The organism is Cellulomonas composti (genome assembly GCF_007990245.1).
Taxonomy (GTDB): domain Bacteria; phylum Actinomycetota; class Actinomycetes; order Actinomycetales; family Cellulomonadaceae; genus Cellulomonas; species Cellulomonas composti.
This window is the reverse complement of the sequence record NZ_BJWG01000002.1, coordinates 127919-146972: the sequence shown is the minus strand read 5'-3', so window position 1 is coordinate 146972 and position 19054 is coordinate 127919. Positions and strand designations below refer to the sequence as shown.

The 19054-nt window shown below is 74.1% G+C and carries 16 protein-coding genes and 1 tRNA gene; 9 read left to right on the top strand and 8 right to left on the bottom strand.

Annotated features, from left to right (window positions below):
- Positions 1-1732: 1732 nt before the first annotated feature.
- Complete coding sequence (locus CCO02nite_RS03255; protein ID WP_146841609.1) at positions 1733-2419, bottom strand: NAD(P)H-binding protein; 687 nt, start codon at positions 2417-2419, stop codon at positions 1733-1735.
- Between the two features lie 44 nt (positions 2420-2463).
- Positions 2464-3099 carry a uracil phosphoribosyltransferase gene (gene upp, locus CCO02nite_RS03250; RefSeq protein ID WP_146841608.1) on the bottom strand — a complete coding sequence of 212 codons (636 nt, stop codon included), beginning with the start codon at positions 3097-3099 and terminating at the stop codon, positions 2464-2466.
- Positions 3100-3171: 72 nt separating this feature from the next.
- Here upp and CCO02nite_RS03245 point away from each other — a divergent pair, with 72 nt between their 5' ends.
- Positions 3172-3705 (top strand): nucleoside deaminase, encoded by a 534-nt coding sequence (locus CCO02nite_RS03245; RefSeq protein WP_371862472.1) that lies wholly within the window; start codon positions 3172-3174, stop codon positions 3703-3705.
- Here the strand turns inward: CCO02nite_RS03245 and CCO02nite_RS03240 are convergent.
- A complete protein-coding gene (locus CCO02nite_RS03240) occupies positions 3658-4515 on the bottom strand; it encodes an NAD-dependent protein deacetylase (RefSeq protein ID WP_222593123.1) in 858 nt (285 codons plus the stop codon). The genes CCO02nite_RS03245 and CCO02nite_RS03240 overlap by 48 nt on opposite strands.
- A gap of 97 nt (positions 4516-4612) precedes the next feature.
- Between CCO02nite_RS03240 and CCO02nite_RS03235 the strand changes: the two genes are divergently transcribed.
- Positions 4613-4702, top strand: a tRNA-Ser gene (locus tag CCO02nite_RS03235).
- Between the two features lie 161 nt (positions 4703-4863).
- Here the strand turns inward: CCO02nite_RS03235 and CCO02nite_RS03230 are convergent.
- Positions 4864-5298, bottom strand: a complete 435-nt coding sequence (locus CCO02nite_RS03230) for a TA system VapC family ribonuclease toxin (RefSeq protein ID WP_146841607.1) — start codon at positions 5296-5298, stop codon at positions 4864-4866.
- On the bottom strand, positions 5291-5512 hold the full coding sequence (locus CCO02nite_RS03225; RefSeq protein WP_146841606.1) for a DUF2191 domain-containing protein: 222 nt from the start codon (positions 5510-5512) through the stop codon (positions 5291-5293). The genes CCO02nite_RS03230 and CCO02nite_RS03225 overlap by 8 nt, the downstream gene beginning before the upstream one ends.
- 232 nt (positions 5513-5744) lie before the next feature.
- On the opposite strand from CCO02nite_RS03225, the gene CCO02nite_RS03220 reads away from it, so the two are divergent.
- Positions 5745-6911: a hypothetical protein gene (locus tag CCO02nite_RS03220; RefSeq protein WP_146841605.1), complete on the top strand. Its 1167-nt coding sequence runs from the start codon at positions 5745-5747 to the stop codon at positions 6909-6911.
- A gap of 4 nt (positions 6912-6915) precedes the next feature.
- On the opposite strand, the gene CCO02nite_RS03215 is transcribed toward CCO02nite_RS03220, so the two are convergent.
- On the bottom strand, positions 6916-10362 hold the full coding sequence (locus CCO02nite_RS03215; protein WP_146841604.1) for a 1,3-beta-D-glucan phosphorylase, GH149 family: 3447 nt from the start codon (positions 10360-10362) through the stop codon (positions 6916-6918).
- Positions 10363-10563: 201 nt separating this feature from the next.
- Here CCO02nite_RS03215 and CCO02nite_RS03210 point away from each other — a divergent pair, with 201 nt between their 5' ends.
- Complete coding sequence (locus CCO02nite_RS03210) at positions 10564-11016, top strand: hypothetical protein (RefSeq protein WP_146841603.1); 453 nt, start codon at positions 10564-10566, stop codon at positions 11014-11016.
- Positions 11017-11100: 84 nt separating this feature from the next.
- A complete protein-coding gene (locus CCO02nite_RS03205) occupies positions 11101-11970 on the top strand; it encodes a DsbA family protein (protein ID WP_146841602.1) in 870 nt (289 codons plus the stop codon).
- Between the two features lie 79 nt (positions 11971-12049).
- Here the strand turns inward: CCO02nite_RS03205 and CCO02nite_RS03200 are convergent, their stop codons facing one another.
- Positions 12050-13546, bottom strand: a complete 1497-nt coding sequence (locus CCO02nite_RS03200) for an MFS transporter (RefSeq protein ID WP_146841601.1) — start codon at positions 13544-13546, stop codon at positions 12050-12052.
- A gap of 146 nt (positions 13547-13692) precedes the next feature.
- Here CCO02nite_RS03200 and CCO02nite_RS03195 point away from each other — a divergent pair, with 146 nt between their 5' ends.
- Positions 13693-14283: a TetR/AcrR family transcriptional regulator gene (locus CCO02nite_RS03195; RefSeq protein ID WP_222593122.1), complete on the top strand. Its 591-nt coding sequence runs from the start codon at positions 13693-13695 to the stop codon at positions 14281-14283.
- 25 nt (positions 14284-14308) lie between these two features.
- Here the strand turns inward: CCO02nite_RS03195 and CCO02nite_RS03190 are convergent, their stop codons facing one another.
- A complete protein-coding gene (locus CCO02nite_RS03190) occupies positions 14309-15220 on the bottom strand; it encodes a L,D-transpeptidase (RefSeq protein WP_146841600.1) in 912 nt (303 codons plus the stop codon).
- A gap of 57 nt (positions 15221-15277) precedes the next feature.
- Here CCO02nite_RS03190 and CCO02nite_RS03185 point away from each other — a divergent pair, with 57 nt between their 5' ends.
- The 3 genes from CCO02nite_RS03185 (at position 15278) to CCO02nite_RS03175 (ending at position 19053) form a co-directional block, all read left to right on the top strand.
- Complete coding sequence (locus tag CCO02nite_RS03185) at positions 15278-16072, top strand: tyrosine-protein phosphatase (RefSeq protein WP_246117312.1); 795 nt, start codon at positions 15278-15280, stop codon at positions 16070-16072.
- A gap of 143 nt (positions 16073-16215) precedes the next feature.
- On the top strand, positions 16216-18126 hold the full coding sequence (locus CCO02nite_RS03180; protein WP_146841598.1) for an AAA family ATPase: 1911 nt from the start codon (positions 16216-16218) through the stop codon (positions 18124-18126).
- 9 nt (positions 18127-18135) lie between these two features.
- A complete protein-coding gene (locus CCO02nite_RS03175; protein WP_146841597.1) occupies positions 18136-19053 on the top strand; it encodes an Fpg/Nei family DNA glycosylase in 918 nt (305 codons plus the stop codon).
- The last annotated feature ends 1 nt before the right edge of the window (position 19054 follow it).

Genomic DNA, 19054 nt, shown 5'->3' with positions numbered 1-19054 from the left:
GCCGGACTCGACGCTCACGGTCGCGGGCGGCCGCACGTCGTCGCTGCAGCTCGTCGTCGCGAACGACGGCGACCTGTCCGCGCAGGCCGCGAACCTCGATGTGACCCTGCCGGTCGGTGTCACCTGGACCGGCGCCGTGGGTGACGGGTGGGCGTGCGGGGTGCCCGTCGAGGAGGCGCGCGAGCCGCTGGTCCGCATCCAGGCGTCGGACCGGCTGTGGTGCACGGGACCGGAGCTCGAGCCGGGTGCGACGAGCTCGCTCGTCGTGTCCGTGACCGTCGACGCGGGCGCGACGGGTGATCTCGGCGACCTGGTCGTGCGGGCCTCGGCGCGGGATGCGGACGCCGGCGAGCACCTGGCCCTGCCGGTCACCGGGCTGGCGCCCGTGCTCGCGCTGCAGAACGCAGGCGTCGCGCTGCAGGCCGACGACACCGGTCAGATCGCCTTCGCGGTGGCCGCTGCCGCACCGCCCGAGGCGGACGCGGCGAAGGTCCGGGCCACCGTCGAGCTGCCCGCCAACCTTGTCGCCGACGTGAAGTCGGCTGCGTGGCCGTCGGCGTGCGTCGCGTCCGGCTCCGAGTCGCTGCGGACGGTCGTCTGCTCGTGGCCGGTGCTCGCGGCGGGCGAGGTCGTCGAGGTCCTGCTGCCCGTGCGCTCGCAGTACGTCGTCCCGGGCGCCGTCGAGATCTCGGCGACCGCGGCGGGGGTCGCCGAGCCGGTCACCACCAGCGCTCCGGTCCCGGGTCGCTCGGGCGGGCTGGCGACGCGGTTCAGCACGCCGGCCGGCAGCGGCTGGGACGTCACCGAGGCGGGTGCGCCGCTGCTCACGTGCAAGGCGGGCACGACCACGTGCACGCAGGCGCTCGCGGGCGGCGCCGACAACAACAGCCAGACGATGGTCGCGCTCGACGAGGCGCCGCCCGAGGGTCCGCGCGCGAGCGTGCCGGTCTCGTCGTCGACGAAGGTCTCGGTCCCCGCGGACCGCAAGATCGTGTTCGCCGGCCTGTACTGGTCGGCGAACCGCGGCGCGAAGGACACGTGGAGCGGACCCACCGATGTGGTGCTGCTGCGCGGACCGGGTGCCGCGTACGTGCCGGTGACCGCGACGGGCGAGCCGACGACGCGCACCGACAGCTCGGACCGCCTGTACTACTCGTCGTTCGCCGACGTGACGGCGCTGGTGACCAAGCTCGGGCCCGGAGAGTGGTCGGTCGCCGACGCCGCCGTCAGCGCGAAGCGCACCGACAGCGACCCGACGTACTACGCGGGCTGGTCGCTGGTCGTCGTGTACTCCGCGCCCGGCGACGCGCAGGTCACGATCTACGACGGCGGCCTGTGGGTGGGCACGTCGGCGCCGCCGCCGGCGTTCCACTTCGCCGCTCCTGCGGGCTCGCTCGCGCGGTTCGGCGTCGTCGGCTGGGAGGGCGACCGTGGGCTGACCGGCGACCGGCTGCGGCTGGCGGGCGCGTGCACGGACGCGACGACGGACCTGACGCCGCTGCGCGGCGACGGGACCACGGGCAGCGCGGCCAACGCGTTCGACTCGTCCGCGACGGGTTGGCGCTGGGCGTCCTCGCTGGGCGTCGACGCGAAGGGCTTCGTGCCGACGCGGCTGCCGTGCGACGTCGACGCGCTGACGCCGATGACGACGGGCGACCAGTACTTCGTCGGAGCTGTGACGCTGCGGACCCAACCGGCGCAGGAGCGCTGATCGTCGAGTCCGGCGCGTCGTTCAGCCGGCGGCCAGACCGGCCACGGCGTCCGGGATGTGCGTGTCGCCGGCCACGAGCGTGAGCACCTGGCCCGCAGTCGTGGGTGCGTGCGCGAGCGCGACGAGCACCGTGGCGACGTCGTCGCGCGACACGCTCCCACCGAGCGACGGTGAGTCGGCCGCGGCCGCGAGCCGCACCCGGCCGGTGCCCTCGTCGTCGGTGAGGCGGCCCGGCCGCAGGACCGTCCACGCGATCTCCCGCCGCACGAGGTCCGCCTCGCTCGCCGCCTTGGCACGCAGGTAGGCGACGAACACGGGATCCATGTCGAGCGGGGGGAAGCCGAGCCCGCCGACCTTCTCCACGCCGAGCGACGAGACGAGCACGTACCGTCCGACGCCGGCCCGGTGCGCGGCGTCGGCGAGCAGTGCGGCGGCGCCGCGGTCCACGCTGTCCTTGCGCGGGGCCCCGCTGCCCACACCGGCACCGGCGGCGAACACGACGGCGTCGGCGCCGCCGACCGCCTGCGCGACGTCGTTGACGTTGCATCGCTCCAGGTCGAGCACGACCGCCTCGGCGCCGTCGTCGACGACGTCGTCGACGTGCTCGAGGGTCCGCACGAGCGCCACGGGCACGTCACCGTGCTCGACGAGGGCCCGGGAGAGTCGGCGGGCGACCCTGCCGTGGCCACCCGCGATCGCGATCCGCATGACGCCACGGTAGGCAGGCCGCCGGTGGACGGCGACCGGTGGCGTCAGACGACGCCGTACAGGCGGTCGCCCGCGTCGCCCAGGCCGGGCACGATGTACGCCTTCTCGTTGAGCCGCTCGTCGACCGCGGCCACGACGACCGAGACGTCGGCGCGCTCACCGACGGCCTTCTCGACGACGGCCAGCCCCTCGGGCGCGGCGATGAGGCACACGCACGTGACGTCGCGCGCGCCGCGCGCGGTCAGGTAGTCGATCGCGGCGACCAGGGTGCCGCCGGTGGCGAGCATCGGGTCGAGCAGGAAGCACTGCCGGCCGGACAGGTCGTCGGGCAGGCGGTTGGCGTAGGTGATCGCCTCGAGCGTCTCCTCGTCGCGCTGCATGCCCAGGAAGCCGACCTCGGCGGACGGCAGCAGCCGCGTCATGCCGTCGAGCATCCCGAGGCCCGCGCGCAGGATCGGCACGACGAGCGGTCGGGGCTGCGCGAGCTTGACGCCCGTCGTCGTCGCGACCGGCGTGACGATCTCGACGGTGTCGACGCGCACGTCCCGGGTCGCCTCGTAGGCGAGCAGCGTGACGAGCTCGTCGACGAGGAGCCGGAACGTGACCGAGGGGGTGGAGGCGTCGCGCAGGACCGCGAGCTTGTGGGCGACGAGCGGGTGGTCCGCGACGTGCAGGCGCATGGCGGCAGGCTACTCGCCGCTCACCCCGCGTGGGTGACCCCTTGGTCCTCGCGGTTGCGCCATGATGACGCGATGAGCAGCATCGGACGCCCGGTGCCGGCGGTCGAGCTGTGGGCGATGGGCCTGGCTCTCGACGAGGCACGTCGCACGGTCGCGACGATGGACGTCCCGGTCGGCGCCGTCGTCCTGGATCCGGCGGGCGTCGTCGTCGGACGCGGCCACAACCAGCGCGAGGCCGACGACGACCCGACGGCGCACGCCGAGGTGCTCGCGCTGCGCGCCGCGGCGGTGACGCTGGACCGCTGGCGGCTGGACGACTGCACGCTCGTCGTGACCCTGGAACCGTGCTTGATGTGCGCGGGCGCGCTCGTCCTGGCGCGCATCCCCCGGCTGGTCCTCGGCGCGTGGGACCCCAAGGCGGGCGCCTGCGGCTCGCAGTGGGACGTGGTGCGCGACCGGCGGGTGAACCACCGCGTCGAGGTGATCGGCGGCGTGCGCGAGGAGGAGAGCAGCATCCTGCTGCGCAACTTCTTCGAGGCCCAGCGCGAGTGGAACGCGTCAGTGGACGGCGGCCAGGACGTCCACGAGCTCGACGAGCGTCTCTGAGGTCCCCGCGTCCAGCGTGAGCGCCGCGTAGCGGTCGCCGCGGGTCGCGCCGCGGTTCACGACGACGACGGGCTTGCCGGTGCCGGCCGCGTGCCGCACGAACCTCAGCCCGGACTGCACCGTCAGCGACGAGCCCGCCACGAGCAGCGCGTCCGCGGCGTCGACCAGCGCGTACGCGCGCTCGACCCGCTCGCGCGGCACCGTCTCGCCGAAGTAGACGATGTCCGGCTTGAGGATCCCGCCGCACCGCGCGCACGCGGCGACGGTGAACTGGCTCGTCGACTCGATCACCGCGTCGGCCTCGGGCGCGATCTCGACGTCCGCGACCGCGCCGACCGCCGCGACGAAGCCGGGGTTCAGGGCGTCGAGCCGGTCCGCCAGCTCGGCCCGGGAGATCACCGTGCCGCACGCGAGGCACACCACGCGGTCGTAGCGGCCGTGCAGGTCGATCACGTGCCGCGACCCGGCGGCCTCGTGCAGCAGGTCCACGTTCTGCGTGATCACGCCGAGCACGACTCCGCGGTGCTCGAGCGTCGCGAGCGCGCGGTGCCCGGCGTTGGGCAGCGTGCGGTTCACGTGCCGCCAGCCCACGTGGTTGCGCGCCCAGTAGTGCCGGCGGAACGCCTCGTCGCCGACGAACTGCTGGTACGTCATGGGCGTGCGCGGCGGCGAGCCCGGCCCGCGGTAGTCGGGGATGCCCGAGTCCGTCGAGACCCCCGCACCCGTGAGCACCGCCAGACGGTGCCCGGACAGCAGCGCGACGACGTCGGCGAGCGTGCCGGTCGTCAGTGCTCGCGCCTCGCTGCTCACACCTGCACGGTAAGCCTGTCCGGGGCTGCTCGTCCTGGCCGCGGGTCGACGGGACGATTTCGGAGCACGGCCGCCGACCGGGTACCCTTGCCCGCGAGGTAGCGTGTCCGAGCGGCCTAAGGAGCACGCCTCGAAAGCGTGTGTGGGTGAAAGTCCACCGTGGGTTCAAATCCCACCGCTACCGCCACGGGGTACTGACGAAGCTCAGGCCCTTGTAGTGACAGAACCCCTCGTGAGGGGCCCGGAAGGGCTCCGAGCGAGGGGTTTCGTCGTGCCGGCTCGCCGTCGAGGTCATGCGCGCACCGTGACCCACGGCGGACCGCACGGCACCGGAGCGCGTGCGCGCTCTCAGTCCACGGCAATCAGTGTGGCGAGCTCCCGGTCCGGCGCGGCGAGTGCCGCACACAGCTTCCCGTCGAAGGTCGCGAGCCGTGAGCTCGTGCGGCGAGCCAGGTTCACGAGGTGGAAGTCAGTGACCTGCGCACGGCCCACGAGGGCGGTCAGGTCGATGACGGGTTCGGCGAACGATGCATCGTCCGGTAGCCAACGATGACCTGGCAGGGACCGCATCTGCGACAGTGCTGCGATCGCTTCACCAGGCAGGATCGTCGTGCCCGTGACGGCTGGTGTGGACTGCAGCCGGACGAATGCCGATTCGGTGATCGGTGTCGTGGCCCACGAATCGACCGTGGCGAACCAGCGGTGCGCAGCGCGATGGTGGATGTGCCCGTCGTTGGCGAGAGCGATCAGGACGTTGACGTCGAGCAGGTACGTGTCAGTCATCGTCGCGGTGCAGTGCGACCAGCTCGCCGGTGATCGTGTGGCCCTCGGGTGTGCGGAACACGGGAAATCCGCGGACGGTGTGTGCCGGGGTCGTCCCGATCAGGCCGCGCAGGGCGAGAGTGGAGACCGCACGCCCGAGTGATGTGTGCTCCTGCGCAGCGAGAGCACGAGCGGCCGCAAGCACGGTGTCGTCGAGGTCGAGGGTGGTTCGCACGGCTCGATGCTAACCGCACCAGCGCATCACCGCATCACTTCGGGAGCGGTCCAATTCCACCTCGCATCCCCGGTCGGAGCGTCGTCGACGACCGCGCCGCGCAGCCGCCGACGAGCAGCACACCCAGCACGCCACAGCCCTGCGGTGAGCACTCATCGACGACCTCCCCGTCGACAAGAACGTGTCGCCGGCCCTCGACTTCTTGCCGTGCGCGGGCGGCTAGCATCGCGGCGTGACTCACGCGTCGACGGTCGACGGGATCGTCGTCGCGCTGGTGGTCGGCGTGCGACTCGTCGTGCCGCTGTTCATCGGGCGGTTCCCGCTGCCGGCGATCCTTGCCTCGCTCGTCGTCGACGGGCTGGACAAGTCGATCCTGCAGGCGTTCACGGGCCTGGACCTGACGAACTACCAGTCGTACGACAAGGCGCTCGACATCTACTACCTGTCGATCACCTACCTCGCGGTGCTGCGCAACTGGCGCGACCGGTACGCGGTGAACGTGGTCGCGGCACTCTGGTACTACCGGCTCGTCGGCGTGCTGCTGTTTGAGCTGACGGGGCTGCGATGGCTGCTGCTGGTGTTCCCGAACACGTTCGAGTACGTCGTGATCGCGCTCGAGGTCGTGCGCACGCGCTGGGACCAGCGTCGGCTGTCGCACCGCGCGGTGCTGGGGTTGACGGCGTTCGTGTGGATCGTGATCAAGCTGCCGCAGGAGTGGTGGATCCACGTCGCCCAGCTGGACTTCACCGACGAGTTCCTCACGCGTGTGCTCGGCGTCGACCCGGACGAGGGGTGGGCGGCCGGGTTCGCGAACCGCCCGTGGGTGCTCGCGGCGCTCGTCGGGCTCGTCGTCGCGCTCGCGCTCGGGTTGCGTTGGCTGTGGCCGCGGCTGCCTGCCGCGGACTGGGCCTTCACGCTCGACGCCGACGAGGTCGCGCGGCGCAGCGGGGCGCCCGTGCGTCCGGCGGGGGTGCGGGCCGCAGTCACGCGCTGGGCGGTGGTCGAGAAGGTCGTGCTCGTCGGGCTCGTCACGACGATCCTCGTGCTGTCCTACCCGCGCATCGACGCGCGGTGGTGGGCAGCCTGGGTCGTGGTCGCCGGGGTGGTCCTGGTGCACGCCGCGGTGCAGGTCTGGCGGGTGCGTACGTCCCGCACGGGTCCGACGAGCCTGCCCGGGCTGGTCGCGCTCAACACCGCGATCAGCCTCGTCGCGATGAGCGTCCTTGCCGCGCTCGTCGCGGACGGGCGCACGGGCGACGTCGCGCTGGTCGACGCGCTGCTGATGGCGTTCGTCGTTGGGCTCATGACGGCGTTGTACGACCGGTGGGCGCCCGAGTCGTGGACCGCGCGGCGAGGCGAGCCGGCCCCGCTCACCGCCGGGGCCGACTCGTCACGCTGACCGGTCAGCCGGCGGGGACCTCGACGTCGATGCGCGTGACGGTGCCGGTGCGGCGGAACACGTGCGCGCTGACGTCGGCGTCGAGCACGCCGTCCGCGGCGGGCACGGCGGTGCCGTCGGCCAGGTGCGCGACGACGGACAGCGCCGCACCGCGCCGGTAGACCACGGGAACCTGGCAGAACGTGAACGCCAGCGAGCCGGGGTCGAGCTCCAGCGAGTGGGAGACCTGCGCGACGTCGTCGTACCGGAACGTCGTCGGGCCGGTGGTCCACTCGTCGGCGCGCAGCAGCAGCGGCCGCACGACGATCCGCCCGTCCTCGACCCGCAGCCCGAGCTCGCCGAACCGGGTGAGGACCTCCTCCTTGACCTGCCCGGTCATGCCGGGCTGGCGCGCGCCGCGGCCCGCGGGCGTGTGGGAGTACGGGTCGACGGGGAACGCGCCGTAGACCTCGGGCGTCTTGCAGTAGCCCAGGCCGCGCCGGACGTCCTCGTACGCGTCGGCGAGCCCGACGAGCACGTCCGGGTCGGCGTCCTCGGCGACGGCCTGCTCCAGGTTCTCCTGCACCGCGAGCAGCAGCTTGGAGACCATGTGCCAGTAGATGCTGCCGAGGCCCTCGTACGCGAAGAACGAGCCCGACCGCCCGGTGAACTCGGCGTGCCGGAACACCTGCTCGAAGACGTCGAGCAGCGCGGCGCGGCCGTCGGCCACGTCCTGCGCGGTCAGCCCCGGCACGCGGGCCGGGACGGAGTCGAGCGCGGCCTCGACGTCGCGCGCGTTGTGCAGGTCGGGGCCGAACCGGTAGGTGCCGTGCACGTCGCGCTCGACGAGCGACGAGTCGCCGGCCCGGACCAGGGCGCCGAGCAGCGGTGCGCTCGCGGCCTGCTCGTCGGAGATGCGGTTGCGCGTGAGGAACGTCGGCAGGTCCTTGTCGGGGTAGAGCTGGTAGCTGTGCTGGTCGGCGCGGTAGAGCGCGCTCGTGCGCAGCGCGCGCAGCAGGTCGAGCGCCTCGGCCGGCGTGAGCGCGCCCGAGGAGAGCACGGCGACCTGACCCTCGAGCATCTCCTGCAGCCGCCCGACGCGCGCGACCCCGTCGCCCAGCTCGAGCAGGTTGTAGGAGTGGTACAGGCCGTCGTCGCGGCGGTTCGCGTGCAGCGTGGCGTCGACGTAGCGCTGCGCGACGTCGACGAAGGCGCGCACCGCCGCGGCCGGCACGTCCGCGTGCTCGCCCGAGAACCCGGCGTACACGCGCTCGCGGTAGGCGGTCCCCGCCGCACCGAGCGCGTCCATCACGGTGCGTCGGCCGCGGTCGTCGAAGCTCTCGACGTGCGCGACGTGCTCGTCGAGAGCCGTGCGCACGTCCGCGAGCAGGGCCGCGAGCTCGTCGGTCAGCGTGAGGTCGCGGTCGAGCAGGTCCCGCGCGAGCGTCAGGGCGCGGCGCAGGTACGCGAGCGTGACGACGGACAGGCCCTTGCCGACGAGCGCGTTGTTGGCGTCGTTCCACTCGGGGCGCTGCGTGTTCATCCAGATCCCGCCGTCGGGGACCAGGTTGACCACCTTCGCCAGCACGGTGAGTAGCAGCTTCTCGCCGAGCGTGACGCGCACCAGGTCGCCCGCGGAGTCGTGCACGAGCCGGCCGTCGGCGCCTTCGGTCTCGACCCGGCGCAGCACGCGCTCCTGCGCGTCGTCGTCGAACGTGATCGTCGCGACCGGCTCCGCGAGCGTCTGCTCGTAGGACGCGATGCGGTACGGCACGTCGGCGTGCGTGAACAGCGCGCGGTCGACGAGCGCGTCGAGCCGGCCGGGGTGGAACCGGCGGGACGCCTCGACGAGCTTGACGAGGTAGACGACCTGGTGATCGCTCCAGTAGCCGATGTTCGCCCACGGGTTCGACGGCTCCGGCACCTCCCAGTCGATGCCCGAGCGGGAGATGCGGTACGGGTTGTAGCCGTCGGCCGTCGTCGCGTCGAGGAACACCGCGACCATCGACTCGACGTACTCCGGGAAGGACCATGCGAGGGCCTCCCAGTTCTGGAAGATGTCGCGCCAGTTGCCCTGGAAGTCCACGCGCGTGCGCCCGTCGGCGTCGCGCAGCGCGATGCGGAACTTGTTCCACGGCCTGCTCGGGTCGCCGTGCCGGCGGCTGAACGTCAGGGGCAGGTACTCGCGCACGAGCCGCAGCAGGTCCGGGTCGCCGCTCGCGTCGGCCTGCTCGACGAGCGCGTCGATCTCCTGCGTCGGCGGCAGCGCGGCCAGCAGGTCCGCGCACCGGGCCGCGGTCCGCGGGCTGCGCTGCCCGACGAACGCGCGCAGGTCGGCCGTCTCGACGTGGTACCCCTCGAGCGGGATGCCGCCGCGCATGACGTTGAACAGCACGTTCGCGCCGTGGTGGGCTGTCGCGAGCTCGTCGCCGGTCTGCTGGGCGGCGTCGGCGCGCGCGACGATCCCCTCGAGGTCCGCGCGCGTGGCCTCGACGTCCGCGGCGAGGGCTGCACCCGCCGCGACGGGGTCGGCGAGCTGGGCGAGGAGGCCGACGACGTCGGCCGCGCTGTGGTCGACGTCGGCGACGACGCTCCACGCGCGGCGTTCGCCCGGCGCGAGGGTGAGCGCCGCGCGCACGAGGTAGGCGCCCTTCTCGCCGCGCACCTCGCGATCGGCGTGCACGGGCCGGCCCGCCGCGAACGCGCCGACCTGCCGCGTGGACAGCAGGTGGTCGACGTCCTCGAGCCCGACCTGCCAGACGACGGTGGCGGCGAGCGACTCGCTCGGGTCCGACCGGTCGGTGAGCGTGGAGTTGAGGTAGAGCAGGCCGAGTCCCGTGGCGTCGTCGACCTCGGCGCGCTTGTACGCGTCGAGCAGGCTGCTGAACTCGCCCTGCGTCTGCACCGTCACGCCCGGCGGCAGGAGGTCGACGAGGCCGTCGAGCACCTCGACGTCGACGGGCCGGTCCACGACGGACGCCAGCTCGACCTCGCGCACCACCCCGAACCGCGCGCTCGTCGTCCACGTGACCCGCACGCGCAGGCCGACGTCCGGGCGGGTCTCCTCGAACACCAGCGTGGTGCCGAGGGGGTCCTTGTACAGGTCGCGCTCGACCGTCGGGTCGTCGGGGCGGCGCTCGGCGAAGGGCTGCCAGAACCGGACCCCGTCGTCGGTCCGCACGCGCAGGAGCGTGAGCCCGCCGGTGCGGCCGGCGCCGGCGGAGACCTTGTCCTCGGTGGCGTACGGGAACAGCGCGCGGTCGGCGTGCTCGCGGCCCGCCGTCAGGCCGCCCGTGCTCGACACGAACAGCCACAGGTCGCTCGCGCTCACGAGCGTCATGAAGAAGGCCGGGAGCTCGTCGTACGCGGCGATGCGGTAGAAGGGCCGCCCGTCGAGCTCGACGGGTCCGCTCGTCGCCGTGGGGGCCGTGGCCGCGGCGGTGTGCGGGGTCGTTCCGGTCTGCGTCGACATGCAGGGACACCTCATTCGTGACGTCGTCGTCGGTGCGGCCACGCGCGCCTTGCGGCCGGTGGGTGCGCTCCCACGAGACGATGGCACGGCAACGCACCCGCTGGCAACGCGCGTCCAGAGTGGCGTGCACCGACGGGCCCGCGCCCGGACCAAGGTCCGGTCAGGGCTCGCCGTCGGCGCGGGAGGCATAGGCTCGCGACGATGGTCGGCCGGAGCGCACGTGCGGTGCTGCTGGCGGGCGCCGTCCTGGTGTGGGCGGCCTCGCTGGCGCGGCTGCGCGCCACGGCGCAGGCGTGCCTGCCGCCCGACGTGCTCGGGCTCCTCGAGTCGCGGCTCGCGCTCGTCGCGCAGGCGACGGGTTGTGCGCCCGGGCAGGTGGGCGCCGACCCGCTGACGCGTGCGTGGCTGGCCGGCGTCGTCGTGCTGCTCCCGCTCGCGCTGCTCGTCGAGCTGACCCGCGGGTCGCGGGTCGCCCGACTGGTCGCGCCGCTGGTCGCGGTCGTCCGCCGGCTCGTCGGGCTCGTGCTGGAGCCGGCACCGCGCGCCGCCCTCGTCGTCGGACCGGTCGAGCACCTCGCCCGGTCCGTGCCGCTTCCCGCCCGCACGGGGCACTCCTTCGTCTGGTCGCACCGGGGTCCGCCGCGGTTCGTCTGAACCGCGCCCGACACCCCTTTCGACCACCAGGAGTACGCCATGCCGTCCGACCGTCCCCGCACGTCCCCGTCCCCGTCCACGTCCATGTCCCGCACGACACGCACGTCCCCGCCCGGGTCCGGGAGCCCGACGAAGCAGCAGCGCCGCGACCAGGCGCGTGAGGAGGCCCGCGAGGCGCGGGTCCGCCAGGAGCGTGCCCGCCGGCGTCGGCGCGTCGTCGTGGCGAGCCTGCTCGGGCTCGTCGGGCTCGCGTTCGTCGCGGCACTGGTCCTCGCGCTGCAGCACTCCCGGCACGACGCGGCGCTCGCCGCCGACGTGGTCCACCCCGACCCGAGCCCGGCGCTCGTCGACGTCGCCGTGCCGGGCGCGGCAGACGCCGGCACGGGCGGCGTCCCGGTCAGCGCGGCCGGCGTCGGCGTCCCGGGCGACGGGGTCACCGTCGACCTCTACCTCGACGCCATGTGCCCGTACTGCGGCATCCTCGAGCAGGTGAACGGTGAGGACCTGGCCGACCTCGTCGCGGACGACGGTGTCACGGTGGTCTACCACCCGCTGTCGATCCTCGACGACGCGTCGAGCTCCGCCTACTCGACGCGTGCGGCGAACGCGCTGGGCGTCGTCGCGGACGGCGACCCCGAGCGCTTCCCGGCGCTGGTCACGGCGTTGTTCGCCGAGGGCACGCAGCCGGCGGAGCGGTCGGCGGGTCTCGACGACGACGAGCTCGCGGCCCTCGCCCACGGCGTCGGCGTCCCCGACGCCGTGACCGACGGCTTCACGGCCCGCACGGAGGCCGGGCGGACCTTCGCCGGGTGGGTGGCCGCGGCCACGAACCTCGCGCCGCGCGACGAGCGGGGGCGGGTCACGACGCCGGTCGTCCTGATCGACGGGACCGCGTGGACGGGCGACTTCCGGATCCCCGGCGCGCTGCGCGCCGCGATCGAGGCCGCCGGCTGATGCGCGAGAGCCCGGCCGGTGCGTACCGGCCGGGCTCTCCTGCGGCGCCCGTTCGTCGGGCTCGTTCGTCGGGACGTGCTCAGTCGAGGACGAGCACCGGCTCACGCTCGTCGACGACGCCGGTCGGCGAGGCCTGCGGCGCGCGCCGCGGCGTGCGGACGAGCGTCACGAGCAGGACGACGGTCACCGCGATCAGGCCGGCCCCGACGAGGAACGCGCGTTGCGCGCCCACGACGAACGCGTGCTGAGCGATCTCGGCGGCCGTGGTCCCGAGCGGCTCGGCGGCCCGGGCCGCGGACTGCGCGAGGCTGACGAGCACCGCCAGGCCGAGCGCGCCGCCGATCTGCTGCGCGGCGTTGACCAGCCCGGAGGCGGCGCCGGCGTCCGCCGGGTCCACCCCGGCCAGGCCGGCCGCGGTGAGCGGGACGAACGCGAGCCCGTTGCCGAGGCCGAACAGCAGCAGCGCCACCAGGATCTGCGGGTACGTCGAGTCGGCGGTGAGCCGCGAGAGCAGCAGCAGCGCGACGGTGGTGAACGACAGCCCGACGACCATGAGCGGCTTGATCCCCACCCGTCCCATGGCCCGTGCGCTGACCTGCGAGAACACGAGCAGCATCACGGTGATGGGGAGGAACGCGAAGCCGGTCGCGAGTGGCGAGTAGGCGAGCACGTCCTGCAGGAACTGCGTGAGGAAGAAGAACAGGCCGGTCATCGCGGCCATGAGGAGCAGGCGCGCGCCGAGCGCGGTCGAGCGCGTGCGGTCGGCGAACAGGCGCAGCGGCGTGATGGGCGACGACGCGCGCAGCTCGACGAGGATGAACGCGCTCAGCAGCAGCCCGCCGACGAGGAACGACGCGAGCGTGCGCGGGTCGGTCCAGCCGGACTCGGCCGCGCTGACGAAGCCGTAGACGAGCGCGGTCATCCCGACGGTCGAGGTCGCGGCGCCCGCGAGGTCGAACCGGCCGGTGTGCCGGGGCGTCTCGGTGAGCACGGCGCGGGCCAGCAGGACGAGGGCGATGCCGATGGGCACGTTGACGAACATCACCCAGCGCCACGACGCCCACTGCGTGAGCATGCCGCCGGCGATGAGGCCGATCGCGGAGCCGCCGATCGAGACGGCCGAGAAGTAGCCGAGCGCGCGGGCACGCTCACGCCCTTCGGGGAAGCGGCCCATCAGCAGCGCGAGCGCCGAGGGTGCCGCGAGTGCGGCGCCGATGCCCTGGGCCGCGCGGGCGGCGAGCAGCGTGCCGGGGTGGGCGGCGAGCCCGCCGACGAAGGACGCGAGCGTGAACAGCGTGATCCCGGCGAGCAGCACGCGCCGGCGGCCGAGCAGGTCGCCCGCGCGGGCGCCCAGCAGGAGGAGCCCGCCGAACGCGAGCGTGTAGGCGTTGAGCACCCACGACAGCCCGGTCGGGGTGAAGCCGAGGGCCTGCTGCACGTCGGGCAGGGCGACGTTCACGATCGTCGTGTCGAGCACGAGCATGAGCTGGGTGGTGAGGATGGCGGCCAGCACGAGGGCCGGCGAGGACGACCGGACGGTGCCGGCGGGACGGACGGGGAGCGCGGTCGCAGACATGCGGACCTCCGCGGGGTTAGGATCTGGAGAGAAGCGGACGATGCCTCCGGTTGGGACTATACGGAGGCGCCCTCCGGTTACGCAAGCGATCGCGCGCACGAGTCCGACGACGAGTGCCGCCGGACGTCGACGAACGGAGCAGAGTCGTGACGCAGGTGCAGGCCGAGCGCCCGCTGCGTGCCGACGCCGCGCGCAACCGCCGCAAGGTGCTGGACGCCGCGACCGAGCTGTTCGACGAGCAGGGCACCGACGCGTCGCTCGAGGAGGTCGCCCGCCGCGCCGGCGTGGGCGTCGGCACGCTGTACCGCCACTTCCCGACGAGGCTCGCGCTCATCGAGGCCGTCTACCGCGCGAGCGTCGACCAGTTCGTCGCGCGCGCCGACGAGCTGTCGGCGACCCGTCCCGCGGGCGAGGCGCTCGACGAGTGGGTCATGGGGTTCGTCGGCTACGTCGTGCGCAAGAAGGGCATGGCGAGCGCGCTCAAGGCCGGGCTCGGCCCCGACGCCGCGCAGGTGATGGGCGAGAGCAGGGCCAAGCTCGAGGGCGCGGCCGCGCGTCTGCTCACCGCCGCCGCCGAGGCCGGCTCGATCCGCAGCGACCTCGAGCCCGCCGACCTCATGCGCGCCGTGAGCGGCGTGTGCATGGCCGGCGTCGAGTCCGGCGACCGCGAGCGCACCCAGCGCGTCCTGCGCCTCGTGCTCGACGGCCTGCGCTGGACGGCCCCCGCCCCGGCCTGACCGGCCGCCCGGCGGGCCCCTCCCGTCAGGAGACCAGCACGAGCGTGCCCGCCGGCACGCGGTGCCACAGCACGTCGAGCACGTCGTCGGACAGCCGGATGCAGCCGTTCGAGATCTCGCCGCGGCCCCGCAGCGGGGTGGTGTGGAACGCGGTCGCGGACGTGCCCGTCTCGCGGTCGTACGCGTCGATGGTCTCGCTCTGCGACGAGAGCAGGACCACGCGCGGCGTGTACGTGCCCGGCTGGTCCCAGAACGTGCCCACGACGAACTGCGGCGCGCGCGGCGTGGGTCGCGACGGGGCCCCGGTGGCGATCACGGCGTAGGTCGTCGGGCCGTCGCCCTCGTCGATCGTGACCGTCTGGTCGTGCGTCGAGACCTCGATCCGCCAGTCGGTCCCGGCCGGCCGGGTGTCGAACGCGCGCACCCACGCGGTGCGGCCGTTGACCTGCGTCGCGTCATCGCTCGGCAGCGCGCCGCGCGCGGCGACCATGACCCGCAGCCAGCCCTCGTCGCCGACCTCGACCACGGGCACCGTCGTCGGGACGCCCAGCGTGTACGCGGGCAGCCGCCCGACGGCCGTGCCACCGGGCGCGTCGTAGGCGGCGGTGTCGCGCGTGACCACGGCGGTGCGCCAGCGGCCCGCGGTCGGGTCGTCGTTCTCGAGCTGCGTGAGGCCGTCGAGGCCGGGCAGCCCCGGGACGACGTGCAGCGGGTCGACGACGGTCAGCGCCGACAGGTCCGGCCGCGGCTCGGGCGCCGGGACCTGGGCTTTCGCGACGTCGACGGGCGCCTCGACGGTCACCACCTGCGGGGGCGGCGGCGGGGCCGCGGCGGGTGCGGGCGCGCACGCGCCCAGGGAGAGCGCCAGGGCCGGCACGGCGAGCGCGGGCACGACGAGCACGCGTCCGACGAGCGTGCGGCGCGACGCGGCTCCCATCAGCCCATGGTGCCCCGTCCGGCTGTGCGGGTCATCCCGGCGTGGCACGCTCGTCGGGTGAGCGGCGACCCCCACGTCCTGACGACCGCGAGCGTGACCAACCTGCGCGACGTCGGCGGCCGTCCGACGACCGACGGCGGGTGGGTCGCGACCGGGCTGGCCTACCGCTGCGCCGAGCTGGCCTCGCCGGACGTGGCCGACGACCCGGACCTCGCCCGGCTGGCGGTGCGCACGGTCGTCGACCTGCGCACGGCCGCCGAGCGGGCGGCGCGGCCGGACGTGGTGCCCGCCGGCGCGCGGCTCGTCGCGCTCGACGTGCTCGCCGACCTGCCGGGCGCACAGGCCGCGGGCATCCCCGAGGCGCTGAGCGACCCGTCGCGGCTGGTCGCGGCCCTGGGCGGCGCGGACCTCGCCGCGCAGATGGTGGCGACCTACCGGCAGCTCGTGCTCGCGGGGTCCGCGCGGCGCGCGTACGCGGCGTTCGTGCGGCTCGCGATCGACGCCGAGCGCACGCCGCTGCTGTTCCACTGCACCGCCGGCAAGGACCGCACGGGCTGGGCGGCGACGATCCTGCTGCTCGCGGCGGGCGTCGACGAGGACGGCGTGCTCGACGAGTTCCTCGCGGTGAACCCGGCGGTGCGCGCCACGTTCGAGCCGCTGCTCGTGCAGGCCGAGGCGGCGGGCATCGACCGGGCGCTGCTCGCGCCGCTGCTCGAGGTCCGCGCGGAGTACCTGCAGGCGGCGCTGGCCGCGGTACGCGACGAGTTCGGCTCGTTCGACGCCTACCTGGCCGACGGCCTGGGCCTGTCCCCGCTCGAGACCTCGACCCTCCGCGCCACCCTCCGCGCCTAGCCTCCGGGCGGGAGTCACCCGTCGGGGTACGCCCGAACGGGTGGTCCGAAATGTCCGATGTTGCCGATTCCGTCACCCGGTCGGACGATAAGGCCCAGATCGACGCGCGGGAGTCGGACCCGTGCCTGGCGAGAGGGGCCCGCATGCCTGAGGAGCTGCAGTCGCCGATCCGGGTCGGAGCCCACGACATCGCGCTGGAGCGCGAGCGGATGCGCCGGCGGCGCGTGTACCGCTGGGCCGCGGTCGTGATCGCGCTCGAAGCGTGGGTGATCGGGTCGGCGGTGGCCGACGTGCCGCTGGTCCCCGTGCCGCACGTCGACCCGTTCCTCATGACGATCGTCGCGTTCTTCTTCGTGATGATGCTGCTCGCGGTGTTCACGACGGTCGGCACGTCCCGCTCGCCGCACCTGACCTACCGGCCCGAGCAGGTCGACGTCGGGCTCGACGACGTGATCGGCATCGACCCCGTCAAGGAGGACGTGCGGCGCTCGATCGACCTGTTCCAGACGCACCGCCGGTTCGCGGACCAGATGGGCGGCACGCCGCGGCGCGGCCTGCTGTTCGAGGGACTGCCCGGCACGGGCAAGACGATGACGGCCAAGGCGATGGCGGCCGAGGCGGGTGTGCCGTTCCTGTTCGTCTCCGCCACGTCGTTCCAGTCGATGTACTACGGCGCGACGGCCCGCAAGATCCGCTCCTACTTCCGGGCGCTGCGGCGCACGGCCCGCGCCGAGGGCGGGGCGATCGGGTTCATCGAGGAGATCGATGCGATCGCGCTGCGGCGCGGCGGCGTGGTGCCCGCGTCGCGCGCGTACGGGCCGTCGGCCGCGTCGGGGTGCGTCTCGCCGTCCGGCGCCCTGCCGGGTCCGCTCGCGGGGCTGCGGGGTACGACGACGAACGCGGTGGTCAGCGAGGGCACGGGGGGAGTGGTCAACGAGCTGCTGGTCCAGATGCAGTCGTTCGACGAGCCGACGGGCAGCGACAAGCTCTACAACCGCCTGGTCGCGGCGATCAACCTGCTGCTGCCGGCGCACCGCCAGATCAAGCAGCGCCGGCCGGGCCGCGCGCCGATCCTGCTGATCGCGGCCACCAACCGCGCCGACTCGCTCGACCCGGCGCTGCTGCGGCCGGGCCGCTTCGACCGGCACCTGACGTTCTCGCCGCCCGACGCGCACGGGCGCCGCGCGCTCGTCGACCACTTCCTCAAGCGCCGCACGCACGAGGTGGGCCTCGACGACCCGGTGCTGCGGGACCGGATCGCGGCGGCGACCAACGGCTGGACGCCCGTGATGATCGAGCACCTGCTCGACGAGGCCCTGGTCAACGCGCTGCGCCGCGGCTCGACCACGATGTCGTTCCACGACGTCGAGCAGGCGCGCATCACCGAGATGGTCGGCATCGGCCAACCGGTCCGCTACACCGAGGCCGAGCAGCGGCTCATCGCGACGCACGAGGCGGGCCATGCGACGGTCGCGTGGCTCGTCGCCCCGAACCGCACGCTCGAGGTGCTGACGATCATCCGGCGCGGGGACGCGCTCGGCCTGCTCGCGCACGGCGACTGCGAGGAGGTCTGGACGCACTCGCAGTACGACCTGCAGGCGCTCGTGCAGATCGCGATGGGCGGCTGGGTCTCCGAGGAGCTGTTCTTCGGCCAGACGACCACGGGCCCCGCCAGCGACCTCGCCGCCGCGACGCGCACCGCCGCGCAGATGGTCGGTGCGGCCGGCATGACCGGCTCGCTCGTGTCGTTCCTGTCGACCGACCGCGACCTCGTCTCCGCGGTGCTCGCCGACCCCGCGTCGCGCGAGCAGCTCGAGGGCGTGCTCGACGACGCGCGCAGCACCGTGCGCCGGCTGCTGTCGCGCAACCGCCACCTCGTCGAGGCGCTGCGCGACGCGCTGCTGGAGCGCCACGAGCTCATCGGCCTGGAGATCACGGACGTGCTGGAGCTCGCGACGGCGAAGGCCGAGTCACGCTCGCCGCGCGAGGTGCTGCTCGACGTCGTCGACGCGCACCTCGGCCGCGCCTCCGCCGCGGGCGCCCCCGCCGCGTAACCTGCGGGCGTGCCCGAAGGTCATACCGTCCACCGCGTCGCGCGGCAGCTCGAGCTCGACCTCGTCGGGAGACCGCTCGCGGTGACGTCGCCGCAGGGGCGGTTCGCGGCGGGTGCCGCACGCCTCGACGGGCACGTGCTGCGTCGTTCGTCGGTCGTCGGCAAGCACCTGTTCCTCGAGTTCGACCCCGGTGTGCTGCGCGTGCACCTGGGCCTGTACGGCGCGTGGGACTTCTACGGGCGGCTCTCGTCGATGGCTCCGGGCGAGGCCGCGTGGGGCTCGCTCGGTGCGCCCCGCCTGCGCCGCGCGGTCCGGATGGGCGAGGACGAGCGCGAGACGGGCGTGCTCCCGTCCGAGTTCCCGCCGCCGCCCGTCGGCCAGGTGCGCGTGCGCCTGGCGTCCGACGAGACCGTCGCCGACCTGCGCGGTCCGTCCGCGTGCGAGGTGCTCACGCCCGACGAGACTGCGGCGGTGATCGCCCGGCTCGGACCCGACCCGGCTGCGGAGACCGACCTCGCGGCCGCGGGCGAGGAGATGGTGCGGCGGCTGCGCCGGCGGGCCGTCCCCGTCGGGCAGCTCCTCATGGACCAGACCGTGGTGGCCGGGATCGGCAACATCTACCGCGCCGAGCTGCTGTTCCGCGCTCGCCTCGACCCGTGGACGCCGGGCCGCCAGGTGCCGCCGGACGTCGCCGCCGCGCTGTGGCGCGACTGGGCGCGGCTACTGCCCGACGGCATCGCGACGGGCGTGATGATCACGCGCGAGGACCTCACGCCCGACGAGCGTCGCGCCGCCCTGAGGGACCCGGACCTGCGGCACTGGATCTACGGCCGGGCGGGCCTGCCGTGCCGCGTGTGCGGCACGCCCGTCGTCGTCGAGGAGCTGGCCGCCCGCAAGCTCTACCGCTGCCCGACCTGCCAGCGCTGAC